This is a genomic window from Enterobacter cloacae complex sp. IR53041 (assembly GCF_049238285.1).
Taxonomy (GTDB): Bacteria; Pseudomonadota; Gammaproteobacteria; order Enterobacterales; family Enterobacteriaceae; genus Enterobacter; species Enterobacter roggenkampii.
This window is the reverse complement of record NZ_JBMKHB010000028.1, coordinates 1-22468: the sequence shown is the minus strand read 5'-3', so window position 1 is coordinate 22468 and position 22468 is coordinate 1. Positions and strand designations below refer to the sequence as shown.

Sequence of the window (22468 nt, the reverse complement as noted above, 5' to 3'; positions counted from 1 at the left end):
GCTTATCCTGTGCTTATCGAATTAAAATAGGAAATGTGACCACAGCCTGCGGTCACAAGGATACAATTGCCAACATTACCGCAACGATTGAACTAACGGTAGCGTTTTATAGGGCTATTTTGATCCTGTCCGGCGAGCCAGGTGAGCTTTTCACCAATCTTGCCTTCAAGACCTCTGTTTGTGGGGTGATAATAGCGCGTTTGTGCCATCTCCTGCGGGAAATATTCCTCCCCGGCAGCGTAGGCATTGGGTTCATCATGAGCGTAGCGGTATTCCTGCCCATACCCCATCTCTTTCATCAGTTTGGTCGGCGCGTTACGCAGGTGAACCGGCACATCGTAGTCCGGACGCTCACGCGCATCAGACATCGCTGCCTTGAAGGCGGTATAAACCGCATTGCTTTTCGGCGCACAGGCCAGATAGACAATCGCCTGCGCAATGGCGCGCTCACCTTCTGCGGGTCCAACCCGGGTGAAACAGTCCCAGGCCGACAGCGCGACCTGCATGGCGCGAGGATCGGCATTGCCGACATCTTCTGAGGCAATCGCCAGACAGCGGCGCGCGACGTATAGCGGATCGCCACCCGCAGTAATAATACGCGCATACCAGTACAGCGCCGCATCCGGCGCGCTGCCGCGCACGGACTTATGCAGCGCCGAAATTAAATCGTAAAAACGGTCACCTTTATTATCGAAACGCGCGCTGCGTTCCCCGGCAATTTCGGTGAGCAGTTCCGGTTTTAGCACCCGCTTGCCGGCATCGTCGACCTCGGCCATGTCGGCCATCATTTCCAGCGTGTTCAGCGCCCGACGCGCATCGCCGTTAACCAGCTCGGCAATCGCACGACGCGTCTCGTCAGGCAGAACGATATCCTGTCCGCCGTAGCCGCGCGATTTGTCGTCCATCGCCTGAGTGAGAACCTTTTCGATATCCTCGGTCGTCAGCGATTTGAGCAGATAAACGCGCGCACGGGAAAGCAGCGCCGAGTTCAGCTCAAACGACGGGTTTTCGGTGGTCGCCCCAATGAAGAAGATCGTGCCGTCTTCAATATGCGGCAGGAAGGCATCCTGCTGGCTCTTGTTGAAGCGATGGACTTCGTCGACAAAAAGAATGGTGCGGCGTCCGGCGTTGCGGTTCTGACGCGCACGCTCGATAGCCTCACGAATCTCCTTCACGCCGGACGTCACCGCTGAGATACGCTCAACGTCCGCGTTGGCATAACGAGCAATCACTTCTGCAAGCGTAGTCTTGCCGGTGCCTGGGGGACCCCAGAGGATCATGGAGTGCAAATGCCCCGCCTCAATGGCGCGCGGCAAGGGCTTCCCGGCAGCCAGCAGGTGCTGCTGACCGATGTACTGCGCTAAATTTTCTGGCCGCATACGGGCGGCCAGAGGTTGAAACGCGTTATCTGAAAAATCGAGCGACAGATTGCCCACTCACGCCTCTTACTTATTGCGTTGGTCGTCCACCGTTACGCCCTTCGGCGGGGTAAAGGTGAACTTCGATGCATCAACGGCGCCGTTCTGCTGAGATTTGAGCTGATAGCTGCTGCGCTGATCGTCCTGCTCAACCGCGCCGAACTGATTAATGGTACCGTTGGTGCTGACATTGATGGTGAACTGCTTCAGGTTGCCGTTGCTGCCTTTCGGCGTCAGGACAAACTCGTCACCCGTCTGTTTAATATTGTACTGCTGCCAGTCGCTGGCCTGGTTACGGGCAATCAGCATAAATGGCGTATTGCTGGTGGCATCTTTCAGCCAGGTCGCAGTAGCCTGCTCAACGAACGGGTTGTAGAACCATAAGGTTTTACCGTCAGACACCAGGATGCTTTCATCCGGCTGGGTCATGTGCCAGTTAAACAGATTTGGGCGTTTTACCCACAAGTCCCCCTGACCTTCCTGCACCGCGTTGCCGCTGCCGTCCGTCACTTTCTGCGTGAAGCTGGCGTGGAAGCTGCTTACTTTATCCAGTCGGCTTTTAAGGTCGCTGGCTGCATCAGCCCAGACGCTGCTGGCGACAAAACTGGTGAGTAATGCACAGGCGATGGCGATTTTTTTCATTGTTATTCCTTAAAATACGTCTTCCCGAAATGGGGTTTCCGTCTTCTATTCTGGACCTGCCCGAAGGCAGGCGACAGAAGAAAATGCTTAATTTTGGCTGATTTACCCTTCTTTGCAATCTCGGAAGGTTAATCAAACGGTGGCGGAGCCAGCACCTCGCGGTTACCGTTATGCCCCTGCTCGCTCACAATGCCCTGCGCTTCCATCTGCTCGATAATGCGCGCAGCGCGGTTATAGCCGATGCGGAACTGACGCTGTACACCGGAGATAGACGCTTTACGTTTTTCGGTAACGAAATTCACCGCCTGATCGAATAACGGATCCAGCTCTTCACCGCCGTCAAAGCCACCGCCGCCGCCTTCGCTTTCCGTATCGCTGGTGATGCCATCGACGTATTGCGGACGACCGCGCGCTTTCCAGTCCTGCACGACCGCGTGCACTTCCTGGTCGCGCACGAACGCGCCGTGAACACGCACCGGAGAGGTGGAGTTCGGCCCGGAATAGAGCATGTCACCCATCCCCAGCAGCGACTCTGCGCCGCCCTGGTCAAGAATGGTACGGGAGTCAATTTTACTTGATACGGTGAAGGCGATACGCGTCGGAATGTTCGCTTTAATCAGACCGGTGATAACGTCCACGGAAGGACGCTGGGTCGCCAGCACAAGGTGAATACCGGCCGCACGCGCTTTCTGCGCCAGACGGGCAATCAGCTCTTCCACTTTCTTACCGACGGTCATCATCAGGTCAGCGAATTCGTCGACCAGCACCACGATATAAGGCAGTTTTTCCAGCACCGGATGCTGGGCATCCATGCTGTCACCCGGCTTCCAGTACGGATCCGGAATCGGACGGCCCATGCGCGCCGCTTCGGCGATTTTCTCGTTATAGCCGGCCAGGTTACGCACGCCCAGCGCAGACATCAGCTTGTAGCGGCGTTCCATCTCATTCACGCTCCAGCGCAGGGCGTTGGCGGCGTCTTTCATGTCGGTGACCACTTCAGTCAGCAGATGTGGAATACCTTCATAGACCGACAGTTCGAGCATTTTCGGGTCGATCATGATGAAACGCACATCTTCCGGCTGCGCTTTATAGAGCATGCTGAGGATCATGGCGTTCACACCGACGGACTTACCGGAACCGGTGGTACCCGCGACCAGCAGGTGAGGCATTTTTGCGAGGTCTGCCACCACCGGATCGCCAGCGATATCTTTACCCAGCACCACGGTCAGTGGAGATGGGTTATCACGGAACTTGGTGTTATCCAGCACTTCACGCAGGTAGACGGTCTGACGTTTCTTGTTCGGCAGCTCAAGACCAACGTACGGTTTGCCCGGTATCACTTCCACCACGCGCACCGCCACGGTTGACAGAGAACGCGCCAGGTCGCGGGACAGGTTGGAAATACGCGCGGCTTTTACGCCCGGCGCCAGGTTCAGTTCAAAACGGGTGATCACCGGACCCGGCGAGTAGTTCACCACGTCCGCCTTGATACGGAAGTCAGCCAGACGGGCTTCAACCAGACGCGCCATCTGCTCCAGCGCGAAGGTATCGACCGGCTCCACTTCTGACGGCGGAGGCGTTAACAGATCCAGCGACGGCAGCGGCGTGCTTGGACGCTGCAGCGGACGGCTGTCACCGTTACGCATCAGCAGCGGGTGAATCAGACTTTCCTGCGGCTGAGGCGCAGGCTGCTGGAACTGCGGCTGCTGTGGTTGCACATACGGCTGTTGAACAGGTTGCTGTGCGTAGGTCGATGGTGTCTGCTGGCGCACAGGCTCCGCTTCCGGCATCACGCTCGGGGTAAATAAAGGCTCGCTTGGGCCATCATCCACCAGATCTTTCATCGGCGAGAATTCAAAGTCCGACAGTGAGAACGGATTTGCCCCTGCCGGCTGTTCACCGGAGTAACGCTGCTGCTGCGTTGCCGCAAACTGGCGCGCTAATTCGGCTTCTGCCGCATCATCGTCGTCTTCCAGCGCAGGTTCGTCGTGCTGATAGTCTTGACCGTAGCGCTGATTTTGCTGCGCAGCGAACTGGCGGGCCAGCTCGTCCTGCTGCATTTCATCAGCATCATCGTCGTACTCAGACTCGCGCGCTTTTTCTTCAGCCATGCGCTGGGAAGGCAGCTTGATGCCATAAGAAGCAAGCTCGCGGCGGGTTGGCACGCGGACGCGGTTAGGACGAGGCAGTTGCGGACCAATCCCCTCTTTCACCTGAGGACGCGGTGCGCCCCCTGTTGCCAGGCTAAAGACCGGTGCCGCCGCTGCTGCGGCCGCAGTAGCCTGCTTAACGCCTTCCGTTACGGGTGCTACAGCAGGCGTCGGGTCGACCGGCGGAACAGAAACAGAAGGCGCCTTCGTAACCGGCTCCTGCACCGGTTCAGGCACAGGCTGATACCAGGCGGCCAGCTGTTCGCGTTCACGCGCACGACGCTCTTCGACTTCTTCGAAATAGTACAGCGGCGGACGCGCAGGCTTCACCTCTTCCACGATTTCAGGCTCAGGTTCAGGCTGAGGTGCAACGTAAGGCTGCACAGGTTCAACGGGTTCAGGCACGTACTCCTGATACGGCTGGGACACTGGCTGCTGATATTGCTGCGGTGCATACTCAGGCTGCGGCGGCTGATAAGGCTGCTGCCACTGTTCCTGCTGCACGGGGATGTAGCTTTCAGGTTCAGGCGCAATAACGGGCTCCGGCGTATGAACACCCGGCGCAGTCTGCCAGTCAACCTGAGGTTGCTGAATAACGGATTCCGGCGGCGGGACCGGCGCGGATGGCATCACGGCGTCGACAGGCGCGGCATACGCCTGCGCAGCGGTCGTCGCGGCGGCGGCAGCCGCAACCGGCTCGGTAACCGAGTGGCCGTTCAACAGTGGATCGTATTCGTCGAAGTCACCCGGCGTGGCACGGCTACCGGAAAAAAGCACATCATCAGGATCGACGGCGGTACCTGCTGCACGGTACTCAACCTGCTCGTCTTCATCCATGCGTTTACCGGAGAAGAGCGCCGCATCGGTTTTACGGCCCAGCGGGTTGGCAAATTTCTCAGCAACACGCTGGCGACGCGCCAGCGCACCGCGCAGAATTCTGGCACGACGAGACTCGCGACGCTGCACAGGCGCGTCGTCTTCCTCTTCATCTTCGTATTCGTCTTCATCCACCCACGTATCGTCACGACGGGTACGGTTACTGGCGAAGGTCAGAATGGTGAGGATAAAGCTGCCAATTTTCTCGGCAATGCTCACCCAGGACCAGCCGGTAAACAGCGTCAGCCCGGCGGCCCAGATGCACAGCAGCGCCAGCGTGCCGCCGCTGCTGTGCAGCATCGGCTGAAGCGCGGAACTTAATAAGCTGCCGATTACCCCGCCAGAGGCGAAGTACCAGATATCATCCGCATTGATCGCTGCCAGCCCGCAGGAGGTAAGGATCAGCGCCAGCGCGCCAATGAGGCGCAGCGAGACGGCGAAATAGTCGATGTAATCATCGTTCTGACGATGACGCCACGCAAACCAGCATCCGCCAATGATAATGACGGGAAGGGTGTAGGCCATCACACCGAAAATGAAAAACAGCGTGTCCGCAAGCCAGGCACCGGGGACACCGCCTAAATTATGGATAGGCTCATGCCATGCAGTTTGTGACCAGCTGGGATCAGAGGGGTTGAAACTGAGTAAGGCTGCCATCAGCCAGACGGCAAAAAGGGCAATAACAATCAGCAAAGCCTCGAGGAGACGACGTCCGCTGCTTAGCTTCGATAGTGTGACTTCTTTGTCTTCAGTGTATTCCTGGCTCAAGAAAGGCTCTCCAGGTATCAGGCATATCCTGCCTGTTTGCTAAAACGGACAACAGCGCCGGGACTCCCCGGCACTGTTGCTGTATGGATTAACAGGAGTGTAATCAAACTACGCTGATTTTGCACCTGTTCCGTGTTAGCGCGTCTTAATAACCAGACGATTGCTCTGTTTGACCTCTTCCATTACCACATAAGTACGGGTGTCGTTCACGCCCGGCAGACGCAACAGGGTTTCCCCCAGCAGCTTACGGTAGGCGGACATATCAGGCACACGGGTTTTCAACAGGTAGTCGAAATCACCGGACACCAGATGACACTCTTGAATTTCTTCAAGTTTTTGTACAGCGGCGTTAAATTGCTCAAACACATCCGGCGCACCACGATTCAGAGTAATCTCAACAAATACCAGAAGTGAGGCATCCAGATAATGCGGGTTCAGCAGAGCCGTATAGCCCTGAATAAAACCCTGTCTTTCCAGTCGGCGCACACGCTCAAGGCACGGCGTCGGGGAAAGTCCCACACGTTTTGAAAGCTCGACGTTGGAAATACGCCCATCCTTTTGCAATTCATTCAGAATGTTACGATCGATACGGTCGAGATCTTTGCCAGGGCGCTTCTTGCTATCTACCATTATTATTGTCTCTCTGTATTCCTTCCCTACTCCTGCCTGGACCCTGTGCACATCACTGTTCAGAGCCTGTACCCGTTAGTCATCACATCGCCTGGTTTTGTATTAGACGCGATGCGGATTCGGGTTCTGTTGGTAAGAAGACCGTTGCCCGAAGGCTGTCACCGACATCACGTATGGCGTCTGTCCACGCCATGCGTAGATTTCACTGACCCGGTAAAAATGGCATTTACGTGCATGCCTATGCGGCATACGGTTAACGCGGTTTTTTTTCTTCCTTGAATGTTTTCGCAAAAGCGCAGGGGATTGTCAAAGCAAAACATCGTTTTTTAGTACAACATGCCGGATATTCATTACGACAGGGTATTAATCCTCATTTTATTGCCTTATAAACGACCGGTTTTCTTAAGAAAGCGTGATGTTATCGCGCGCGATTCATCGTCCACGGCTATTACACAGATTGATATCAAAATTGCTGCGCTCTTTTTTTACGACAACAAATTCCCTACAATCCAGCCAAATGTCTGCCAACAACAATGGGGATCTCATGGGCACGGCCAAACACAGTAAGCTGCTAATCCTTGGTTCTGGACCTGCGGGATATACCGCGGCGGTCTATGCTGCACGCGCTAACCTGCACCCGGTACTCATCACCGGCATGGAAAAAGGCGGTCAGCTGACCACCACCACCGAAGTGGAAAACTGGCCAGGGGACCCGAACGACCTGACCGGGCCGCTGCTGATGGAGCGCATGCACGAGCATGCCGCTAAATTCGAAACCGAAATTCTGTTCGATCACATCAACAAGGTCGACCTGCAGAACCGTCCGTTCCGCCTGACGGGTGACAGCGGTGAATACACTTGTGACGCGCTGATCATCGCTACCGGCGCCTCTGCCCGTTATCTCGGTCTGCCATCCGAAGAAGCGTTTAAAGGCCGCGGGGTTTCTGCCTGCGCCACCTGCGACGGTTTCTTCTATCGCAACCAGAAAGTCGCGGTTATCGGCGGCGGTAACACCGCGGTGGAAGAAGCGCTTTATCTGGCCAACATTGCCTCTGAAGTGCACCTGATCCACCGTCGCGAGACCTTCCGCGCGGAGAAGATCCTGATCAAACGTCTGATGGATAAGGTGGCAAGCGGCAACATCGTGCTGCACACCAACCGCACCCTGGAAGAGGTGACGGGCGACCAGATGGGCGTTGCCGGTCTGCGTATCCGTGATACCCAGAACACCGATAACGTCGAAACGCTGGAAGTGGCGGGTCTGTTCGTGGCTATCGGCCACAGCCCGAACACCGCGATCTTCGAAGGCCAGCTGGAGCTGGAAAACGGCTACATCAAAGTGCAGTCCGGCATTCACGGTAATGCGACTCAAACCAGCATCCCGGGCGTATTCGCGGCCGGCGACGTAATGGACCACATTTACCGTCAGGCGATCACCTCTGCGGGCACCGGCTGTATGGCCGCGCTGGACGCTGAACGCTACCTCGATGGACTGGCTGAACAAGGTAAATAATCTTTACAAGTCAGTAACAAACGTAAATAAAGGCGGCGATAAGTCGCCTTTATTGTCTCCCCGTTGTAACATTGCGCTGCCCAACTTCTAATAACGTCACCTGCAAAGTACGCAATGGAAAAAACCCGTCAACAAGAGTTAACACGCTGGCTGAAACAGCAAAGCGTTCTTTCCCGCCGCTGGCTTACGATTTCCCGTATTTTGGGTTTCATCAGCGGTCTGTTGATTGTTGCCCAGGCATGGCTGCTGGCCCGCATTCTTAATCACATGATCATGGAGAACATTCCCCGCGAAGCGCTCCTGCTGCCCTTTATTGTCCTGATCCTGATTTTTATCCTGCGCGCCTGGGTGGTGTGGCTGCGTGAGCGCGTCGGTTTTCACGCCGGACAGCACATCCGCTACGAGATCCGCCGTCAGGTGCTCGACAGGCTTCAGGAAGCCGGGCCCGCGTGGATCCAGGGTAAACCGGCCGGTAGCTGGGCGACGTTGATCCTTGAGCAGATTGACGATATGCATGACTACTACGCGCGCTATCTGCCGCAGATGGCCCTTGCCGTCTTCGTTCCGCTGCTGATCGTGATCGCCATTTTCCCGGTGAACTGGATGGCAGCGCTGATTCTTATGGGCACCGCCCCGCTGATCCCGCTTTTTATGGCGCTGGTCGGGATGGGGGCAGCGGATGCCAACCGCAGAAACTTCCTGGCTCTGGGTCGACTGAGCGGTCATTTCCTCGATCGCCTTCGCGGCATGGAGACGTTGCGCATTTTTGGCCGCGGTGAAGCGGAAACCGAAAATATTCGCCTGGCGTCGCAGGACTTTCGTCAGCGCACCATGGAAGTGTTACGCCTCGCCTTCCTGTCCTCCGGCGTACTGGAATTCTTCACCTCGCTGTCGATTGCCCTCGTGGCGGTCTACTTCGGCTTCTCCTACCTCGGCGCGCTGGATTTCGGCCATTACGGCACGGCGGTGACCCTTTCCGCCGGGTTTCTGGCGCTGATCCTGGCGCCGGAGTTTTTCCAGCCGCTTCGCGATCTGGGGACCTTCTATCACGCCAAAGCCCAGGCGGTTGGCGCCGCCGATAGCCTGAAAACGTTCCTGGAAACGCCGCTGGCCCACCCGGAGCGCGGTGATGTAACGCTGAATGCAAAAGACCCCGTGACCATTGAAGCGCAGGACTTTTCCATTCTGTCGCCCGAAGGCAAAGTGCTCGCCGGTCCGCTGAACTTTACCTTACCTGCCGGACAACGCGTGGTGCTTGTCGGCATCAGCGGTTCCGGGAAAAGTTCTCTGCTGAACGCGCTATCCGGTTTTATGGCCTACACGGGTTCACTGCGAATCAACAAAACCGAACTGCGCAACCTCGATCCTGACGCCTGGCGTAAACAGCTCAGCTGGGTAGGCCAAAACCCGCAGCTTCCCGCCCCGACGCTGCGCGAAAACGTGCTTCTGGCGCGCCCGGACGCGCGTGAAGATGAGCTGCAATCGGTTCTCGACCGCGCCTGGGTCAGCGAATTTCTGCCGCTGCTGCCGCAAGGGGTGGATACCATAGTCGGCGACCAGTCCGCCGGGCTGTCGGTCGGGCAGGCGCAGCGTGTGGCCGTTGCCCGCGCGCTGCTCAACCCATGCCAGCTCATGCTGCTGGACGAGCCCGCAGCCAGCCTTGACGCACACAGCGAGCAGCGCGTAATGGAAGCGCTTAACGCCGCCTCCCTGCAGCAAACCACCTTGATGGTCACCCACCAGCTGGAAGGGATTGCCGACTGGGACCAGATCTGGGTCATGGAAAACGGCCGTATTGTTGAGCAAGGCGACTACGCCTCTCTCGTTGCCGCCCAGGGGCCATTTGCGACCCTGCTGGCAAACCGTCAGGAGGATATCTGATGCGCGCTCTGCTGCCTTATCTTGCGCTCTATAAACGCCACAAATGGATGCTGACGCTGGGGATTGTGCTGGCGATTGTCACGCTGCTCGCCAGCATCGGCCTGCTCACGCTTTCCGGCTGGTTCCTGTCGGCCTCGGCCGTCGCGGGGTTCGCCGGATTATACAGCTTCAACTATATGCTTCCGGCTGCCGGGGTTCGCGGTACCGCTATCACCCGTACTGCCGGACGCTATTTCGAACGGCTGGTCAGCCACGACGCCACTTTCCGCGTGCTGCAGCACCTGCGTATCTATACCTTCAGCAAACTGCTGCCCCTCTCCCCTGCCGGGCTGGCGCGTTTTCGTCAGGGTGAATTGCTTAACCGCGTGGTGGCGGACGTTGACACGCTGGATCACCTTTACCTGCGGGTGATTTCCCCGATCGTGGGCGCGTTTGTGGTGATTGTGGTGGTCACGCTGGGGCTGTCTGTTCTGGATGTTCCCGTTGCGCTGACGCTGGGCGGGATCATGCTGCTGACGCTTATCGTTCTGCCGCCGCTGTTTTACCGCGCCGGGAAATCCACCGGGGAAAACCTGACGCGCCTGCGCGGGGACTACCGCCAGCAGCTGACCGCCTGGCTTCAGGGGCAGGCAGAGCTGACCATTTTTGGTGCCAGCAAGCGCTACCGCGCGCGGATGGAAAGTACGGAGCTGAACTGGCATGAGGCCCAGCACCGTCAGTCGGAACTGACGGCCTTCTCTCAGGCGCTGATGATGCTGATCGGCGGCGTGGCGGTGATTGCCATGCTGTGGCTGGCTTCCGGCGATATTGGGGGAAACACACAGCCAGGTCCGCTTATTGCCCTTTTCGTTTTCTGTGCGCTGGCCGCGTTTGAAGCGCTGGCTCCGGTGACGGGCGCCTTCCAGCATCTGGGACAGGTCATCGCCTCTGCCCTGCGCATCACCCAGATTGCCGAGCAGGAGCCTGAAGTCACGTTCAGTGCCGTGCAGACCGCTGTCCCTGAGCAGGTTGCGCTGACGCTTGAAGATGTTACCTTCAGCTATGACAAACAGGCGCAGAACGCGCTGGACGGTATCACCCTTTCTGTGAATGCCGGTCAGCGGATTGCGATCCTCGGCCGTACCGGCTGCGGTAAATCGACGCTGCTGCAGCTGTTGACCCGCGCCTGGGACCCGCAGCGCGGTCAGATTCGTTTTAATAATACGTTGCTGACCGATTTCAGCGAGCAGGCCCTGCGCAAAACCGTCAGCGTCGTTCCGCAGCGGGTGCATCTGTTTAGCGCCACCCTGCGCGATAACCTGCTGCTGGCTGCGCCAGAGGCCTCTGATGATGCGCTTCGCGCCGTGCTGGAACAGGCCGGTCTGCATAAGCTGCTTGAGGGCGATGGACTGAACAGCTGGCTCGGTGAAGGCGGTCGTCAGCTTTCCGGCGGAGAGCTGCGCCGTCTGGCGATTGCGCGCGCGCTGCTGCACGATGCGCCGCTGATGCTGCTTGACGAACCCACTGAAGGACTGGATGCCACGACCGAGAGCCAAATCCTTGATTTGCTGGCCAATGTCATGACCGGTAAAACCGTCCTGATGGTCACGCACCGCCTGCGCGGACTGGCGAGTTTTGATCGGATAATTGTGATGGACAACGGACACATTATTGAGCAAGGTAGTCACGCAGAGCTGTTGGCGAAACAGGGTCGCTACTTCCAGTTTAAACAGCGTCTGTAGACTATATTTGTAGCGTCCTCACTCGCGTACTGGAGTTTTGCTGTCATGCGCCTGGTCCAGCTTTCTCGTCATAACATCGCGTTCCCTTCTCCGGAAGGGGCGCTGCGTGAGCCCAATGGGCTGCTGGCCCTTGGCGGTGACCTCAGCCCTGCGCGGCTGTTGATGGCGTACCAGCGCGGCATCTTCCCTTGGTTTTCTCCCGGCGACCCGATTTTATGGTGGTCTCCCGATCCGCGTGCCGTGCTGTGGCCAGAGCAGTTTCACCTGAGCCGCAGCATGAAGCGTTTCCATGCAAAATCACCGTACCGCGTCACCCTGAACCACGCCTTTGGTCAGGTCATTGAAGGCTGTGCCGAAGACCGGTTTGAGGGAACATGGATAACCCGCGATATCATTACCGCCTACCACCAGCTTCACGAGCTTGGCTACGCGCACTCCATTGAGGTGTGGGACGGCGGAGCACTGGTCGGCGGCATGTATGGCGTGGCGCAGGGAACGCTGTTTTGTGGTGAGTCGATGTTCTCCCGCGCGGTTAACGCCTCGAAAACAGCGCTGCTGGTCTTCTGCCAGGCATTTGCCCAGCGCGGCGGACGCCTGATCGATTGTCAGGTGCTCAATGAGCACACGGCTTCCCTCGGCGCCGTTGAGATACCGCGACGCCAGTACATCGAGCATCTGGATGCCAGCCGTCAGGAAAAGCTCCCGCGCGACTTCTGGATACCGAGAACGCTCTTTATGCCCAATGCCTAAATGTTTTCCGCATATTTTTTGTGAGGGTGTTATAATTACGCCGCAGAGTAGCTTCTGCCTGTTGCCCCGCCGCCGTTTGGGACCTTCGCTTCAGATAACGTCCTGACGTTTATCCTGTTGTATCCCCTTTACGAATGCGCTTTCCGTTCGGTTGTACCGTGACGCTTGGGCAATGCGCCGAAACTGTTTTGCTGCGTTTCAAACGCGCAATTCTTTACTTAATTGATGAATTTCGGCATTATCTTGCCGGTTCAAAACTTGGTAGTGATACCCCAGAGGATTAGATGGCCAAAGAAGACAATATTGAAATGCAGGGTACCGTACTTGATACGTTACCTAATACCATGTTTCGCGTAGAGCTGGAAAACGGTCACGTGGTAACTGCGCACATCTCCGGTAAAATGCGCAAAAACTACATCCGCATTTTGACGGGCGACAAAGTGACTGTTGAACTGACCCCGTACGACCTGAGCAAAGGCCGCATTGTCTTCCGTAGTCGCTAATTATTTTCGCCTGTAATGGCAGATGAATATTTAAAAGGTCGGGTTAAACCCGGCCTTTTTTATTTGTGGCTTTAATTTGGCTATGCCGGGGGATGTATTTTTTGGCAACCTGGTGGCCTCATCCCAGCCCTCTTCCACAGGGAGAGGGCGAAAGGCAGGCATAAAAAAACCGGGCTATTGCCCGGTTTTTAAGACCTACGTAAGAAATCAGTGAGCCGCTTCCGGCTTGTGCTTCGCTGCACTCTGGAAATCGTACGTCAGTTCGTTCTTCGCCTGATCCAGCGCCACGGTCACCTGGCCGCCATCCACCAGCGAGCCAAACAGCAGCTCGTTCGCGAGCGGTTTCTTCAGATTGTCCTGAATCACACGCGCCATCGGACGGGCCCCCATCGCACGGTCGTAGCCTTTCTCGGCCAGCCAGTTGCGGGCCTCCTGACTTACTTCCAGCGACACGCCTTTCTGATCCAGCTGAACCTGCAGCTCGACGATGAACTTGTCCACGACCTGATGGATCACCTCGGTAGAGAGGTGATCGAACCAGATAATGTTGTCCAGACGGTTACGGAACTCCGGCGTGAAGATCTTCTTGATCTCCTCCATCGCATCGGTGCTGTTGTCCTGGTGGATCAGGCCGATGGATTTACGCTCGGTTTCACGTACCCCGGCGTTGGTGGTCATCACCAGCACCACGTTACGGAAGTCCGCTTTGCGCCCGTTGTTGTCGGTCAGCGTCCCGTTGTCCATCACCTGCAGCAGGATGTTGAACACGTCCGGGTGCGCTTTCTCGATTTCATCGAGCAGCAGTACCGCGTGCGGATGCTTGATCACCGCGTCGGTGAGCAGGCCGCCCTGGTCAAAGCCCACGTATCCCGGAGGCGCACCAATCAAACGGCTGACGGTGTGACGCTCCATATACTCGGACATATCAAAGCGCAGCAGCTCAATGCCCAGTGCTTTAGAGAGCTGAACCGTTACCTCGGTTTTCCCCACGCCGGTCGGGCCGGCAAACAGGAAGGAACCGACAGGCTTGTGCTCATGCCCCAGTCCTGCGCGTGCCATCTTGATCGCTTCGGTTAAGGCCTCAATGGCTTTATCCTGACCAAAGACCAGCATTTTCAGGCGGTTGCCGAGGGTGCGCAGCGTGTCGCGGTCGCTCTGAGAGACGCTCTTCTCAGGGATACGCGCGATGCGGGCCACCACGGACTCAATATCCGCCACGTTAACGGTTTTCTTACGCTTGCTGGCCGGCATCAGGCGCGCACGCGCCCCTGCCTCATCAATCACGTCAATCGCCTTATCCGGCAGATGACGGTCGTTGATGTATTTCACCGCCAGCTCCACCGCCGCACGCACCGCTTTCGCGGTGTAACGCACGTCGTGGTGCGCTTCATACTTCGGCTTCAGGCCGTTGATGATCTGCACCGTTTCCTCGACGGACGGTTCGGTCACGTCGATTTTCTGGAAGCGGCGCGCCAGCGCGCGGTCTTTCTCAAAGATGTTGCTGAACTCCTGGTAGGTGGTGGAGCCAATCACGCGGATCTTGCCGCTGGAGAGCAGCGGTTTGATCAGGTTAGCCGCATCCACCTGGCCACCGGAGGCCGCCCCTGCGCCGATGATGGTGTGGATTTCATCGATAAACAGGATGCTGTTGGTGTCCTGCTCCAGCTGTTTTAACAGCGCCTTGAAGCGTTTTTCAAAATCACCACGGTATTTGGTGCCCGCCAGCAGCGAGCCAATGTCCAGCGAGTAGATGGTGCAGTCGGCAATCACTTCCGGTACGTCGCCCTGCACAATGCGCCAGGCAAGGCCTTCGGCAATCGCGGTTTTACCCACGCCAGATTCCCCCACCAGCAGCGGGTTGTTCTTGCGGCGACGGCACAGCACCTGGATCGCGCGCTCCAGCTCTTTATCGCGACCAATCAGCGGGTCGATACCGCCAACGCGAGCAAGCTGGTTAAGGTTGGTGGTGAAGTTTTCCATACGATCCTCCCCGCCTGCTTGCTCTTCATTGTTATTGACCTGATTGCTGGAATCCGATGCCTGGTTAGGCTCGTCTTTGCGCGTTCCGTGAGAGATAAAGTTAACCACGTCGAGGCGGCTGACTTCGTGTTTGCGCAGCAGATAGGCAGCCTGTGACTCCTGCTCGCTGAAGATGGCGACTAAGACGTTTGCGCCAGTCACTTCACTACGTCCGGAAGACTGGACGTGGAATACCGCGCGCTGCAACACGCGCTGGAAGCTGAGCGTCGGCTGCGTGTCGCGCTCTTCTTCACTGGCCGGCAGCACCGGTGTGGTTTGTTCGATGAAGGCTTCGAGTTCCTGACGTAGCGCCACCAGATCCACGGAGCAGGCTTCCAGCGCTTCGCGGGCAGATGGGTTGCTAAGCAGTGCGAGCAGTAAATGCTCGACGGTCATAAACTCATGTCGGTGCTCACGCGCTCTGGCGAAAGCCATGTTTAAACTGAGTTCCAGTTCTTGATTGAGCATAGGCACCTCCCCCAATTTTATGCCTTATCAGGCCTTTTCCAGCGTACACAGCAACGGATGCTCGTTCTCCCTCGCATAGTCGTTCACCATCGCCACTTTGGTTTCCGCCACTTCGGCTGTGAAGATGCCGCAGATAGCTTTGCCACGATAATGAACGGTAAGCATCAGTTGCGTTGCACGTTCTACATCATAAGAAAAGAACTTTTGTAGCACGTCAATAACAAATTCCATCGGCGTGTAATCATCGTTCATTAACATAACTTTATACATAGATGGCGGTTTTAGCGCGTCACGCACTTTGTCTTCCGCCAGCTGGTCAAAATCCAGCCAGTCGTTGGTCTTACCCATTTTGCATAACCACTTTGAATCTACCTCAGATGTTAGATAACAATCATCTATTACTGTCATCCGCGATGTCTGTCACAAACTGTTGCAATAGCGTTAACTGCTTCAAACTTTGGTTGATTATTGTCCCATCTCCAGCGCCAAACGCTTGACGACGTCTTTCGTTTCTCTAAATTGTACAAGCGTGAGATGGCGAGGTTTTGAACAGCCCCCACTCCACCACCGGTTCATTCCATCTTAACTTATAAGATTTACGAAGGATGTCGAAGCATGGAAATGGGTACTGTTAAGTGGTTCAACAACGCCAAAGGGTTTGGCTTCATCTGCCCCGAAGGCGGCGGCGAGGATATCTTCGCTCACTATTCCACCATTCAGATGGATGGTTACAGAACGCTCAAAGCCGGGCAGTCCGTCCGGTTCGATGTCCACCAGGGACCAAAAGGCAATCATGCAAGCCTTATCGTCCCCATTGAAGCAGAGACGGTTGCATAGCTCTCTGTTTTATTGTGTACATCCCGCAGTCAAAATGCCAGCCCGATCGGCTGGCATTTTTATTTTCGGGTTATTCCCGAGCCAGCGCATCCACCGGATCCAGTCGCGCCGCGTTGCGGGCGGGCAACCAGCCAAACAAAATGCCGGTAAAGGTTGAACACAAGAATGCGGTAATAATGGCCACCGGCGAGAAGCCAATCTCCCAGCCGGGTAAAAAGAGCTGGAGCGCGAAGGCGATCATCATCGAGAGCGCAATCCCCATCGCACCGCCGACCAGACACACCAGCACGGCTTCAATCAAAAACTGCTGCAGCACGTCGCTGGCTCTGGCCCCGACCGCCATGCGGATGCCAATCTCCCGGGTACGCTCGGTTACCGACACCAGCATGATGTTCATCACCCCGATACCGCCGACGACCAGCGAAATCACCGCCACCAGCGTGAGGAACAGCTGAAGAGTACGTGTGGTCTTTTCTGCCGTTTTCAAGAGGCCGTCCATATTCCAGGTGAAGAAATCTTTCTTCCCGTGGCGCAGGGTGAGCAGCCGCTCAAGCTGCTGCTCGGCCATGGCGCTGTCGTAGCCCTCCTTCACGCGCACGGTGATGGAGTTGAGCCAGGACTGGCCCATAATCCGCCCGGAGATGGTGGTGTACGGCAGCCAGACGCGCAGGATCTTGCTGCTGCCAAACATCGACTGCTTCTCTTCCGCCACGCCGATGACCGTGGCAGGCATGTTGCCGACCAGGATCACTTCGCCCACCACGTTGGCTTTATTGGGGAAGAGCTGCCTGCGCGAGTTCGCGTCCAGCACCACCACCTGCGCCCTGCCCGCCAGCTGTTCGGCGTTAAAGGTGGCGCCTTCGCTGAAGGTCATACCGTAGACGTTGAAATAATCCCCGCTGACGCCGTTCGCGCTGGCCGCCACGTCAACATTGCCCACGCGCAGGCGCAGGTTTTGCGACACCGCAGGCGTGGCGGAGTTGACCCACGGCTGCTTCTGAATGGCCGCCAGATCGTCGTATTTCAGCGCCTGCTGATACTGAGGCTCGTCGTCACCAAAGTCTTTGCCGGGATAGACGTCAATGGTGTTGGTCCCGATTGCGCGGATATCGGCCAGCACCAGCTGCTTGGCCGCATCGCCCACCACCACAATCGACACCACCGAGGCGATACCGATGATAATGCCGAGCATGGTCAGCAGGGTACGCATTTTATTGGCCGCCATCGCCAGCCAGGCCATGGTCAATGCTTCACGAAAGCCGCTGGAAAATTGCCCCCATCCGGTTGATGCCGGAAGCACTTCTTTCGGCGCCGCAGCCCTGGACTCACGCGGCGGCGGGTTGCTGACCAGCTCGCCGTCGTGGATCTCAATGATTCGCTCCGCCTGCGCCGCCACCTGCGGATCGTGGGTTACGATAATGACCGTATGCCCCTGATCGCGAAGCTGGTGCAGGATCGCCATCACCTCTTCGCCGGAATGGCTGTCGAGCGCGCCGGTTGGCTCATCCGCGAGGATCACCTGCCCACCGTTCATCAGGGCACGGGCAATACTCACGCGCTGCTGCTGGCCGCCGGACAGCTGCGAGGGCTGATACTCCACCCGCTCCGCCAGCCCCAGGCGCGTCAGCAGCATCTGCGCGCGCTCGAGGCGTTTTTTCCGCTCGACGCCCGCATAGACCGCCGGAACTTCCACGTTCTGCGCGGCATTGAGGTGAGAAAGCAGATGGTAACGCTGGAAGATAAAGCCGAAGTGCTCCCGACGCAGCTTCGCCAGCGCGTCGCCGTCCAGCGTTGAGACGTCCGTCCCGGCCACGCGGTACGTGCCGCTGGTGGGTTTATCCAGGCAGCCGAGAATGTTCATCAGCGTCGATTTACCGGAGCCCGATGCCCCGACAATCGCCACCATCTCGCCCGCCTCCACCCGAAGGGAGATGCCTTTTAGCACCTCCACCGGGCCATCGCCCGACGGATAGCTGCGGCGAATGTCTTTCAGCTCAAGCAATGCCGTCATTTCGCGGCTCCGGGCAGGCTTTCGCTGATGATAACCTCCTCACCCTCTTCCAGCCCTTTCACCACCACCACGTCGGTGTCGTTGCGCGCGCCAATCACCACTTCGCGCTCGCGCGTTTCGCCGTTGCGCAGCACTTTCACTTTATAGCGGCTATCACCGGCGGACTCACCCAGCGCGGAGAGGGGAATGGTCAGCACGTTCTTCACGCCGGTCAGCTGGATATGCACCTGTGCGGTCATGTCGAGACGCAGCACGCCCTGCGGGTTCGGCACTTCAAAACGGGCATAGTAGAAGATGGCGTCGTTAACCTTTTCCGGCGTCGGGAGAATGTCTTTCAGCACGCCTTCGTAGCGCGTCTGCGGATCGCCCAGCACCGTAAACCAGGCATTCTGCCCCGGCCTGAGATGGATAACGTCCGCCTCCGAGACCTGAGCTTTGACCAGCATGGTGCTCATGTCCGCCAGCGTCAGAATGTTGGGCGCCTGCTGCGCGGCAATCACCGTCTGCCCCTGCAGCGTGGTAATTTGCGTCACTTCCCCGGCCATCGGCGCAACGATTTTGGTGTAGTCGAGGTTGGTTTTCGCCGTATCCAGCGAGGCCTGGTTGCGTTTGATTTGCGCGTCAATCGTGCCAATCTGCGCCTGCTTCACCGCCAGTTCCGTGGTGGCCGTATCTAAATCCTGCTTCGAGATCGCCTGGGTTTTGGCCAGCGCCTGCTGACGGGTCAGCGTCACCTGGGCCAGGTTACGCTCTGCCTGCGCCTGCGCACGCTGCGCGCGCAGCTCCATCAGCGTGGCTTCCACCTCGCGGATCTGGTTCTCGGCCTGTTCAGGATCGATCACGCCGAGCAGCTGGCCTTTTTTTACCTTATCGCCAATCTCAACCGACAGCGTTTTCAGCTGACCGCTGACCTGTGCGCCAACGTCAACCTTGCGCAGGGCATCAAGCTTGCCCGTCGCGAGGACGTTTTGTTGCAGTTCGCCCGGACGAACAATCAGCGTCTGATACTGCGGCACCGGCGCATTCAGCACCTGCCATAGCCAGTACCCACCGGCTAACACCACGACCGCCAGCAGCAGAAACAGCGTTCTGCGTTTTCCCTTGAGGTTCATAAATATTCCAAATAAATGTTCTGGCAATGATAAATGCTGATTCTATCTAAACGACTCCTCAACGAAACCCCTGTTCTCCGAAATCGTCACAATTTGTTTACGAGACGTTGAACGTTCGCCTGCTGAAATGGAAATCTTCATCAAGAAGCAGGATCTAACATGTCTTCCATCGTCGATACACCTTTTTCAAACCTGCCACAGCCTGCATCGGGTTGGCAGCTCTTCAGTCATCTGGCTTCCGGTAAGCTCACGCCAGGGCTGGCGTGGCAAAACCCCGCCTATCGACGTAAATTCATGCTCCGTTCGCTGGCGACGCCTGTAAGTACCGCTCGCCTGTTGACGAGCCTTGCAAAACAGCCGAGCCTGATGCAAATGCTGCAGGTACAGCCAGGACTGCCGTGCCGTCTGCATCGCCCCTGGCTGACGGTGAATATGCATCGCCAGCAGGCCCTCGAGTCCCTTAACTGGCACTATCAAACGATGAGCCACCATATGCCGGCATCGCTGCTCTCGGGCTATCTGTCGAAAAAAGGCTTCACGCTGCTCACCTTAACCGGTAAAGATGAAGAGCAATTTACCGTCCGCCTGTGTGCCGATGCGTTTCTGGATAAAGAAGGGGAAGCCACCCTCGCCTTCTGCGACCATCAGAATACGGTGCTGGCCGAGATGACCTTCACCCTGTGCCAGCTTGAGGGAAAATCGACGCTGTTTATCGGCGGCCTGCAGGGCGCAAAAGCCCACGTTCCCCATGAGCTGATCCAGGGCGCGACGAAGGCCTGCCATGGTCTGTTCCCGAAACGTCTGCTGGTCGAAGCCGCCATGACCCTCGGCACCGCCTTCCCGGTAGAACAGATTGTCGCCGTCAGTAACGACACCCATATTTATCGCAGCTGGCGCTACCGCAAGAAAAAAGAGGGGAAACTGTTGGCCGATTACGACAGTTTCTGGATCTCCATCGGCGGTGAAAAGCAGGATAGCGGCAACTTTATGCTGCCCCTCGTCATGCCGCGCAAACCGATGGAAGAGATCGCGAGTAAAAAGCGTTCCGAATATCGCCGCCGCTACGCGCTGCTGGATAGCCTGATTCAGCAGGTGAACCAGGCGACTCAACGTTAATCCGCTCTCCCGCGTGCCAGCCACAGCACGCGGGAAAACATCTTCCGCAGCAGGGTCGGCACCGCCTCCACGCCCCGTCTCCCCGCTTCCGTCGCCACTTCAATGGCTAAATCCGGTTTTGAAGAACGATGAATAGCTTTGGCGATCACGCGCCGCATGTTCATCGGGACATCGACCGGCACCATGGCAATTCGGTGGAATACGTCGTCGAACCCCTGACGATACATAAAGTGTTCCATGTCCATCGCGGGCAGCATGGTTAAATGGTCGCGCTCTTCCTCGCGCTCGTTATTCAGCAGGCTACGCACGGTCGAGGCATATTTTTTGCCCGCCTCATCACCGTCGACCAGAACGTGCCACTCGATCCCCATCCGGCGGGCAAATTTTATCAGCGGCTTGAGTCCCGACTGGGCAAATTCAATCACCTTGATGCCTTCCGCATCAAAATGGTGGCCGCACTGGCGCGCCAGTTCGTTGATGACCCAGGTTTCCGTCTCTCCTTCCACCAGCAGCCAGCAGCGGGCAAAGAGCGACGACGCGCGGTTAAAGCGAATATGAAACGCGATGCGCCGCCCGTCTTCCGCGTTCAATCCACCCGGACCTAACCGGTAGGCGGAGACGCGGGAAGATTCACGCACCAGACGACAGACGTGCTCGACCGGCGTCAGCGATAATAATTCGCCGGAATTGGTGGTCGTAACGCGCTGGAGCGGCAGCAGATTCAGCAGATGCCATGCCACGGAGAGCATGATGGGATGCAGGCGCGTTTCCGGGTCTTCCACCAGCAGCAGCGGCCGGGCGTCCCGGTCAAGACGCACGGTGCCTTTGGCCTGCAGAAGCGTTGAAAACAGCCCCAGCAAAATCACCCGATGGGTACGACCGCCGGGCCGGTCGATCATCCGGTTAATGATATCGAGGTAGCGCCAGCTGCGCTGTTCGTCATGAGAGCGGCGGCGCATCAGGCGATGGCACGACTCCGACGTTCCCTGCTCGGAAAAATAGTGCTCCAGCAGCTGTACCATTGCGGACAACCCCTGACGAATTTGACCGTCGGTCAGATTCTGCGGACGCGACACCAGCTCTCTTGCCAGAAAATCCAGCTCGCGGGCGGTGACTTCCACTTCCGGCATATTCGGTACGGTACCGTTACGGATGCGCCGCATAAAACGCGCGTCGCGCAGGCGCAGCACCGGCGTCAGGCGGATCAGGTGGCGGGCAAGATCGTCGATATTGTCCAGCGGGATCGGGCTGGCCTTCTCATCAAGAAAATCACGCAGGGTCAACACGCCCTCGTTTTCCGCCATCTCCCCTTCCAGCCGGTAGAATATCCGGTGGAAACCGTCATCGCACGGCACCCAGCAGGGTGACAGCGGGCGGAAGCGACGCACCCGATGGCGCCCGGGTTCGGATTCGCGGAACGTCAGGATGATATGCAGGTGCTTCTCGCGCCCCGTCACGTCGCCGGGCGGGAACCAGAAATCGTCGCGAACGAAGTGATACAGATCGTCTTCGGGCGAAAGCAGTAACGTCAGCGCATCCAGCAGGCTGGACTTACCCCAGGCGTTCTCGCCGATCAGGACGTTGTTCTGTTCCAGCTGCAGCGACAGGCGGTTAATACCGCGAAACCCGACAATTTCCACACGTTCGAGAAGCATAAATCCCCCGCGCAATGTTCACTTTTTCCTTTAAGTTATCAGCAGTATAGCGGGAGGCGCCCTGTCACGACAGCACAACATTCACCCTTACGAGAATTGGTCTATGCTCTATTTACCGCTGATTTGAACAAGGATTGACATCACATTGCCTTAAATCAAATTAATCGAATTTATTTAAGTGGCGAAGGGGTGTTATTGGTTTCTAAAATACGGACTCTTTGAGTCGTCATCCCTTTATGGCGATATATCCCGTGCGCGGGAAAGCGTGCGGAAAATTATTTGAGGTGGTTATGTTTAGAAAATTGGCGGTAATGACTCCAACTTACTGATAGTGTTTTATGTTCAGATAATGCCCGATGACTTTGTCATGCAGCTCCACCGATTTTGAGAACGACAGT

At 57.2% G+C, this 22468-nt stretch carries 17 protein-coding genes; 7 read left to right on the top strand and 10 right to left on the bottom strand.

Translation table 11 applies throughout. From position 1 onward, the window contains the following. Positions 1-92: 92 nt before the first annotated feature. From rarA to lrp, 4 genes are all read right to left on the bottom strand, one after another. Entirely contained in the window at positions 93-1436 is a 1344-nt protein-coding gene (gene rarA / locus ACOTXF_RS18150) for a replication-associated recombination protein RarA (protein ID WP_008499984.1), read from the bottom strand. Positions 1437-1445: 9 nt separating this feature from the next. After that, positions 1446-2060, bottom strand: coding sequence for an outer membrane lipoprotein chaperone LolA (gene lolA, locus ACOTXF_RS18145; RefSeq protein ID WP_021240884.1), 615 nt, complete (start codon positions 2058-2060; stop codon positions 1446-1448). A 128-nt stretch (positions 2061-2188) separates the two neighbouring features. Continuing rightward, positions 2189-5854: a DNA translocase FtsK 4TM domain-containing protein gene (locus ACOTXF_RS18140; RefSeq protein ID WP_047747106.1), complete on the bottom strand. Its 3666-nt coding sequence runs from the start codon at positions 5852-5854 to the stop codon at positions 2189-2191. A 135-nt stretch (positions 5855-5989) separates the two neighbouring features. Beyond that, positions 5990-6484, bottom strand: a complete 495-nt coding sequence (gene lrp, locus ACOTXF_RS18135) for a leucine-responsive transcriptional regulator Lrp (RefSeq protein ID WP_000228469.1) — start codon at positions 6482-6484, stop codon at positions 5990-5992. 544 nt (positions 6485-7028) lie between these two features. On the opposite strand from lrp, the gene trxB reads away from it, so the two are divergent. From trxB to infA, 5 genes are all read left to right on the top strand, one after another. Beyond that, a complete protein-coding gene (trxB, locus tag ACOTXF_RS18130; RefSeq protein WP_021240886.1) occupies positions 7029-7997 on the top strand; it encodes a thioredoxin-disulfide reductase in 969 nt (322 codons plus the stop codon). Between the two features lie 114 nt (positions 7998-8111). Further along, entirely contained in the window at positions 8112-9878 is a 1767-nt protein-coding gene (cydD, locus tag ACOTXF_RS18125; protein ID WP_047747108.1) for a heme ABC transporter permease/ATP-binding protein CydD, read from the top strand. After that, a complete protein-coding gene (gene cydC, locus ACOTXF_RS18120; RefSeq protein WP_048961912.1) occupies positions 9878-11599 on the top strand; it encodes a heme ABC transporter ATP-binding protein/permease CydC in 1722 nt (573 codons plus the stop codon). The genes cydD and cydC overlap by 1 nt, the downstream gene beginning before the upstream one ends. Positions 11600-11644: 45 nt before the next feature. Beyond that, positions 11645-12349, top strand: coding sequence for a leucyl/phenylalanyl-tRNA--protein transferase (gene aat / locus ACOTXF_RS18115; RefSeq protein WP_008499991.1), 705 nt, complete (start codon positions 11645-11647; stop codon positions 12347-12349). Between the two features lie 284 nt (positions 12350-12633). Then, positions 12634-12852, top strand: a complete 219-nt coding sequence (gene infA / locus ACOTXF_RS18110; RefSeq protein WP_002211347.1) for a translation initiation factor IF-1 — start codon at positions 12634-12636, stop codon at positions 12850-12852. Between the two features lie 207 nt (positions 12853-13059). Here the strand turns inward: infA and clpA are convergent, their stop codons facing one another. Together clpA and clpS are read right to left on the bottom strand one after the other, a co-directional pair. Further along, positions 13060-15339: an ATP-dependent Clp protease ATP-binding subunit ClpA gene (gene clpA, locus ACOTXF_RS18105; protein WP_014831269.1), complete on the bottom strand. Its 2280-nt coding sequence runs from the start codon at positions 15337-15339 to the stop codon at positions 13060-13062. A 27-nt stretch (positions 15340-15366) separates the two neighbouring features. Further along, positions 15367-15687, bottom strand: a complete 321-nt coding sequence (gene clpS, locus ACOTXF_RS18100; RefSeq protein ID WP_006174393.1) for an ATP-dependent Clp protease adapter ClpS — start codon at positions 15685-15687, stop codon at positions 15367-15369. A 267-nt stretch (positions 15688-15954) separates the two neighbouring features. Between clpS and cspD the strand changes: the two genes are divergently transcribed. Next, complete coding sequence (gene cspD, locus ACOTXF_RS18095; protein WP_008499993.1) at positions 15955-16176, top strand: cold shock-like protein CspD; 222 nt, start codon at positions 15955-15957, stop codon at positions 16174-16176. A gap of 70 nt (positions 16177-16246) precedes the next feature. Here cspD and macB read toward each other — a convergent pair whose 3' ends face one another. Both macB and macA read right to left on the bottom strand, forming a co-directional pair. Then, entirely contained in the window at positions 16247-18187 is a 1941-nt protein-coding gene (gene macB / locus ACOTXF_RS18090) for a macrolide ABC transporter ATP-binding protein/permease MacB (RefSeq protein WP_008499994.1), read from the bottom strand. Next, positions 18184-19299: a macrolide transporter subunit MacA gene (gene macA / locus ACOTXF_RS18085; protein WP_023292895.1), complete on the bottom strand. Its 1116-nt coding sequence runs from the start codon at positions 19297-19299 to the stop codon at positions 18184-18186. Before macA ends, macB begins: the two co-directional genes overlap by 4 nt. Positions 19300-19458: 159 nt before the next feature. Here macA and ACOTXF_RS18080 point away from each other — a divergent pair, with 159 nt between their 5' ends. Continuing rightward, positions 19459-20415 (top strand): VirK/YbjX family protein, encoded by a 957-nt coding sequence (locus ACOTXF_RS18080; protein ID WP_048961914.1) that lies wholly within the window; start codon positions 19459-19461, stop codon positions 20413-20415. On the opposite strand, the gene ACOTXF_RS18075 is transcribed toward ACOTXF_RS18080, so the two are convergent. Both ACOTXF_RS18075 and ACOTXF_RS18070 read right to left on the bottom strand, forming a co-directional pair. Beyond that, the gene (locus ACOTXF_RS18075; protein WP_232926473.1) at positions 20412-22070 is read right to left on the bottom strand and encodes an ATP-dependent endonuclease; all 1659 of its coding nucleotides are present in this window, start codon (positions 22068-22070) and stop codon (positions 20412-20414) included. The genes ACOTXF_RS18080 and ACOTXF_RS18075 overlap by 4 nt on opposite strands. Positions 22071-22392: 322 nt before the next feature. After that, positions 22393-22468, bottom strand: a 76-nt coding sequence (locus ACOTXF_RS18070; RefSeq protein WP_033802282.1) for an IS1 family transposase, incomplete at its 5' end; no start/stop codon positions are given.

Coding starts and splice junctions, on each gene's coding strand:
- lolA (WP_021240884.1), bottom strand. CDS start 2,060: ATGAAAAAAATCGCCATCGCCTGTGCATTACTCACCAGTTTTGTCGCC.
- lrp (WP_000228469.1), bottom strand. CDS start 6,484: ATGGTAGATAGCAAGAAGCGCCCTGGCAAAGATCTCGACCGTATCGAT.
- trxB (WP_021240886.1), top strand. CDS start 7,029: ATGGGCACGGCCAAACACAGTAAGCTGCTAATCCTTGGTTCTGGACCT.
- cydD (WP_047747108.1), top strand. CDS start 8,112: ATGGAAAAAACCCGTCAACAAGAGTTAACACGCTGGCTGAAACAGCAA.
- cydC (WP_048961912.1), top strand. CDS start 9,878: ATGCGCGCTCTGCTGCCTTATCTTGCGCTCTATAAACGCCACAAATGG.
- aat (WP_008499991.1), top strand. CDS start 11,645: ATGCGCCTGGTCCAGCTTTCTCGTCATAACATCGCGTTCCCTTCTCCG.
- infA (WP_002211347.1), top strand. CDS start 12,634: ATGGCCAAAGAAGACAATATTGAAATGCAGGGTACCGTACTTGATACG.
- clpA (WP_014831269.1), bottom strand. CDS start 15,339: ATGCTCAATCAAGAACTGGAACTCAGTTTAAACATGGCTTTCGCCAGA.
- clpS (WP_006174393.1), bottom strand. CDS start 15,687: ATGGGTAAGACCAACGACTGGCTGGATTTTGACCAGCTGGCGGAAGAC.
- cspD (WP_008499993.1), top strand. CDS start 15,955: ATGGAAATGGGTACTGTTAAGTGGTTCAACAACGCCAAAGGGTTTGGC.
- macB (WP_008499994.1), bottom strand. CDS start 18,187: ATGACGGCATTGCTTGAGCTGAAAGACATTCGCCGCAGCTATCCGTCG.
- macA (WP_023292895.1), bottom strand. CDS start 19,299: ATGAACCTCAAGGGAAAACGCAGAACGCTGTTTCTGCTGCTGGCGGTC.
- ACOTXF_RS18080 (WP_048961914.1), top strand. CDS start 19,459: ATGTCTTCCATCGTCGATACACCTTTTTCAAACCTGCCACAGCCTGCA.
- ACOTXF_RS18075 (WP_232926473.1), bottom strand. CDS start 22,070: ATGCTTCTCGAACGTGTGGAAATTGTCGGGTTTCGCGGTATTAACCGC.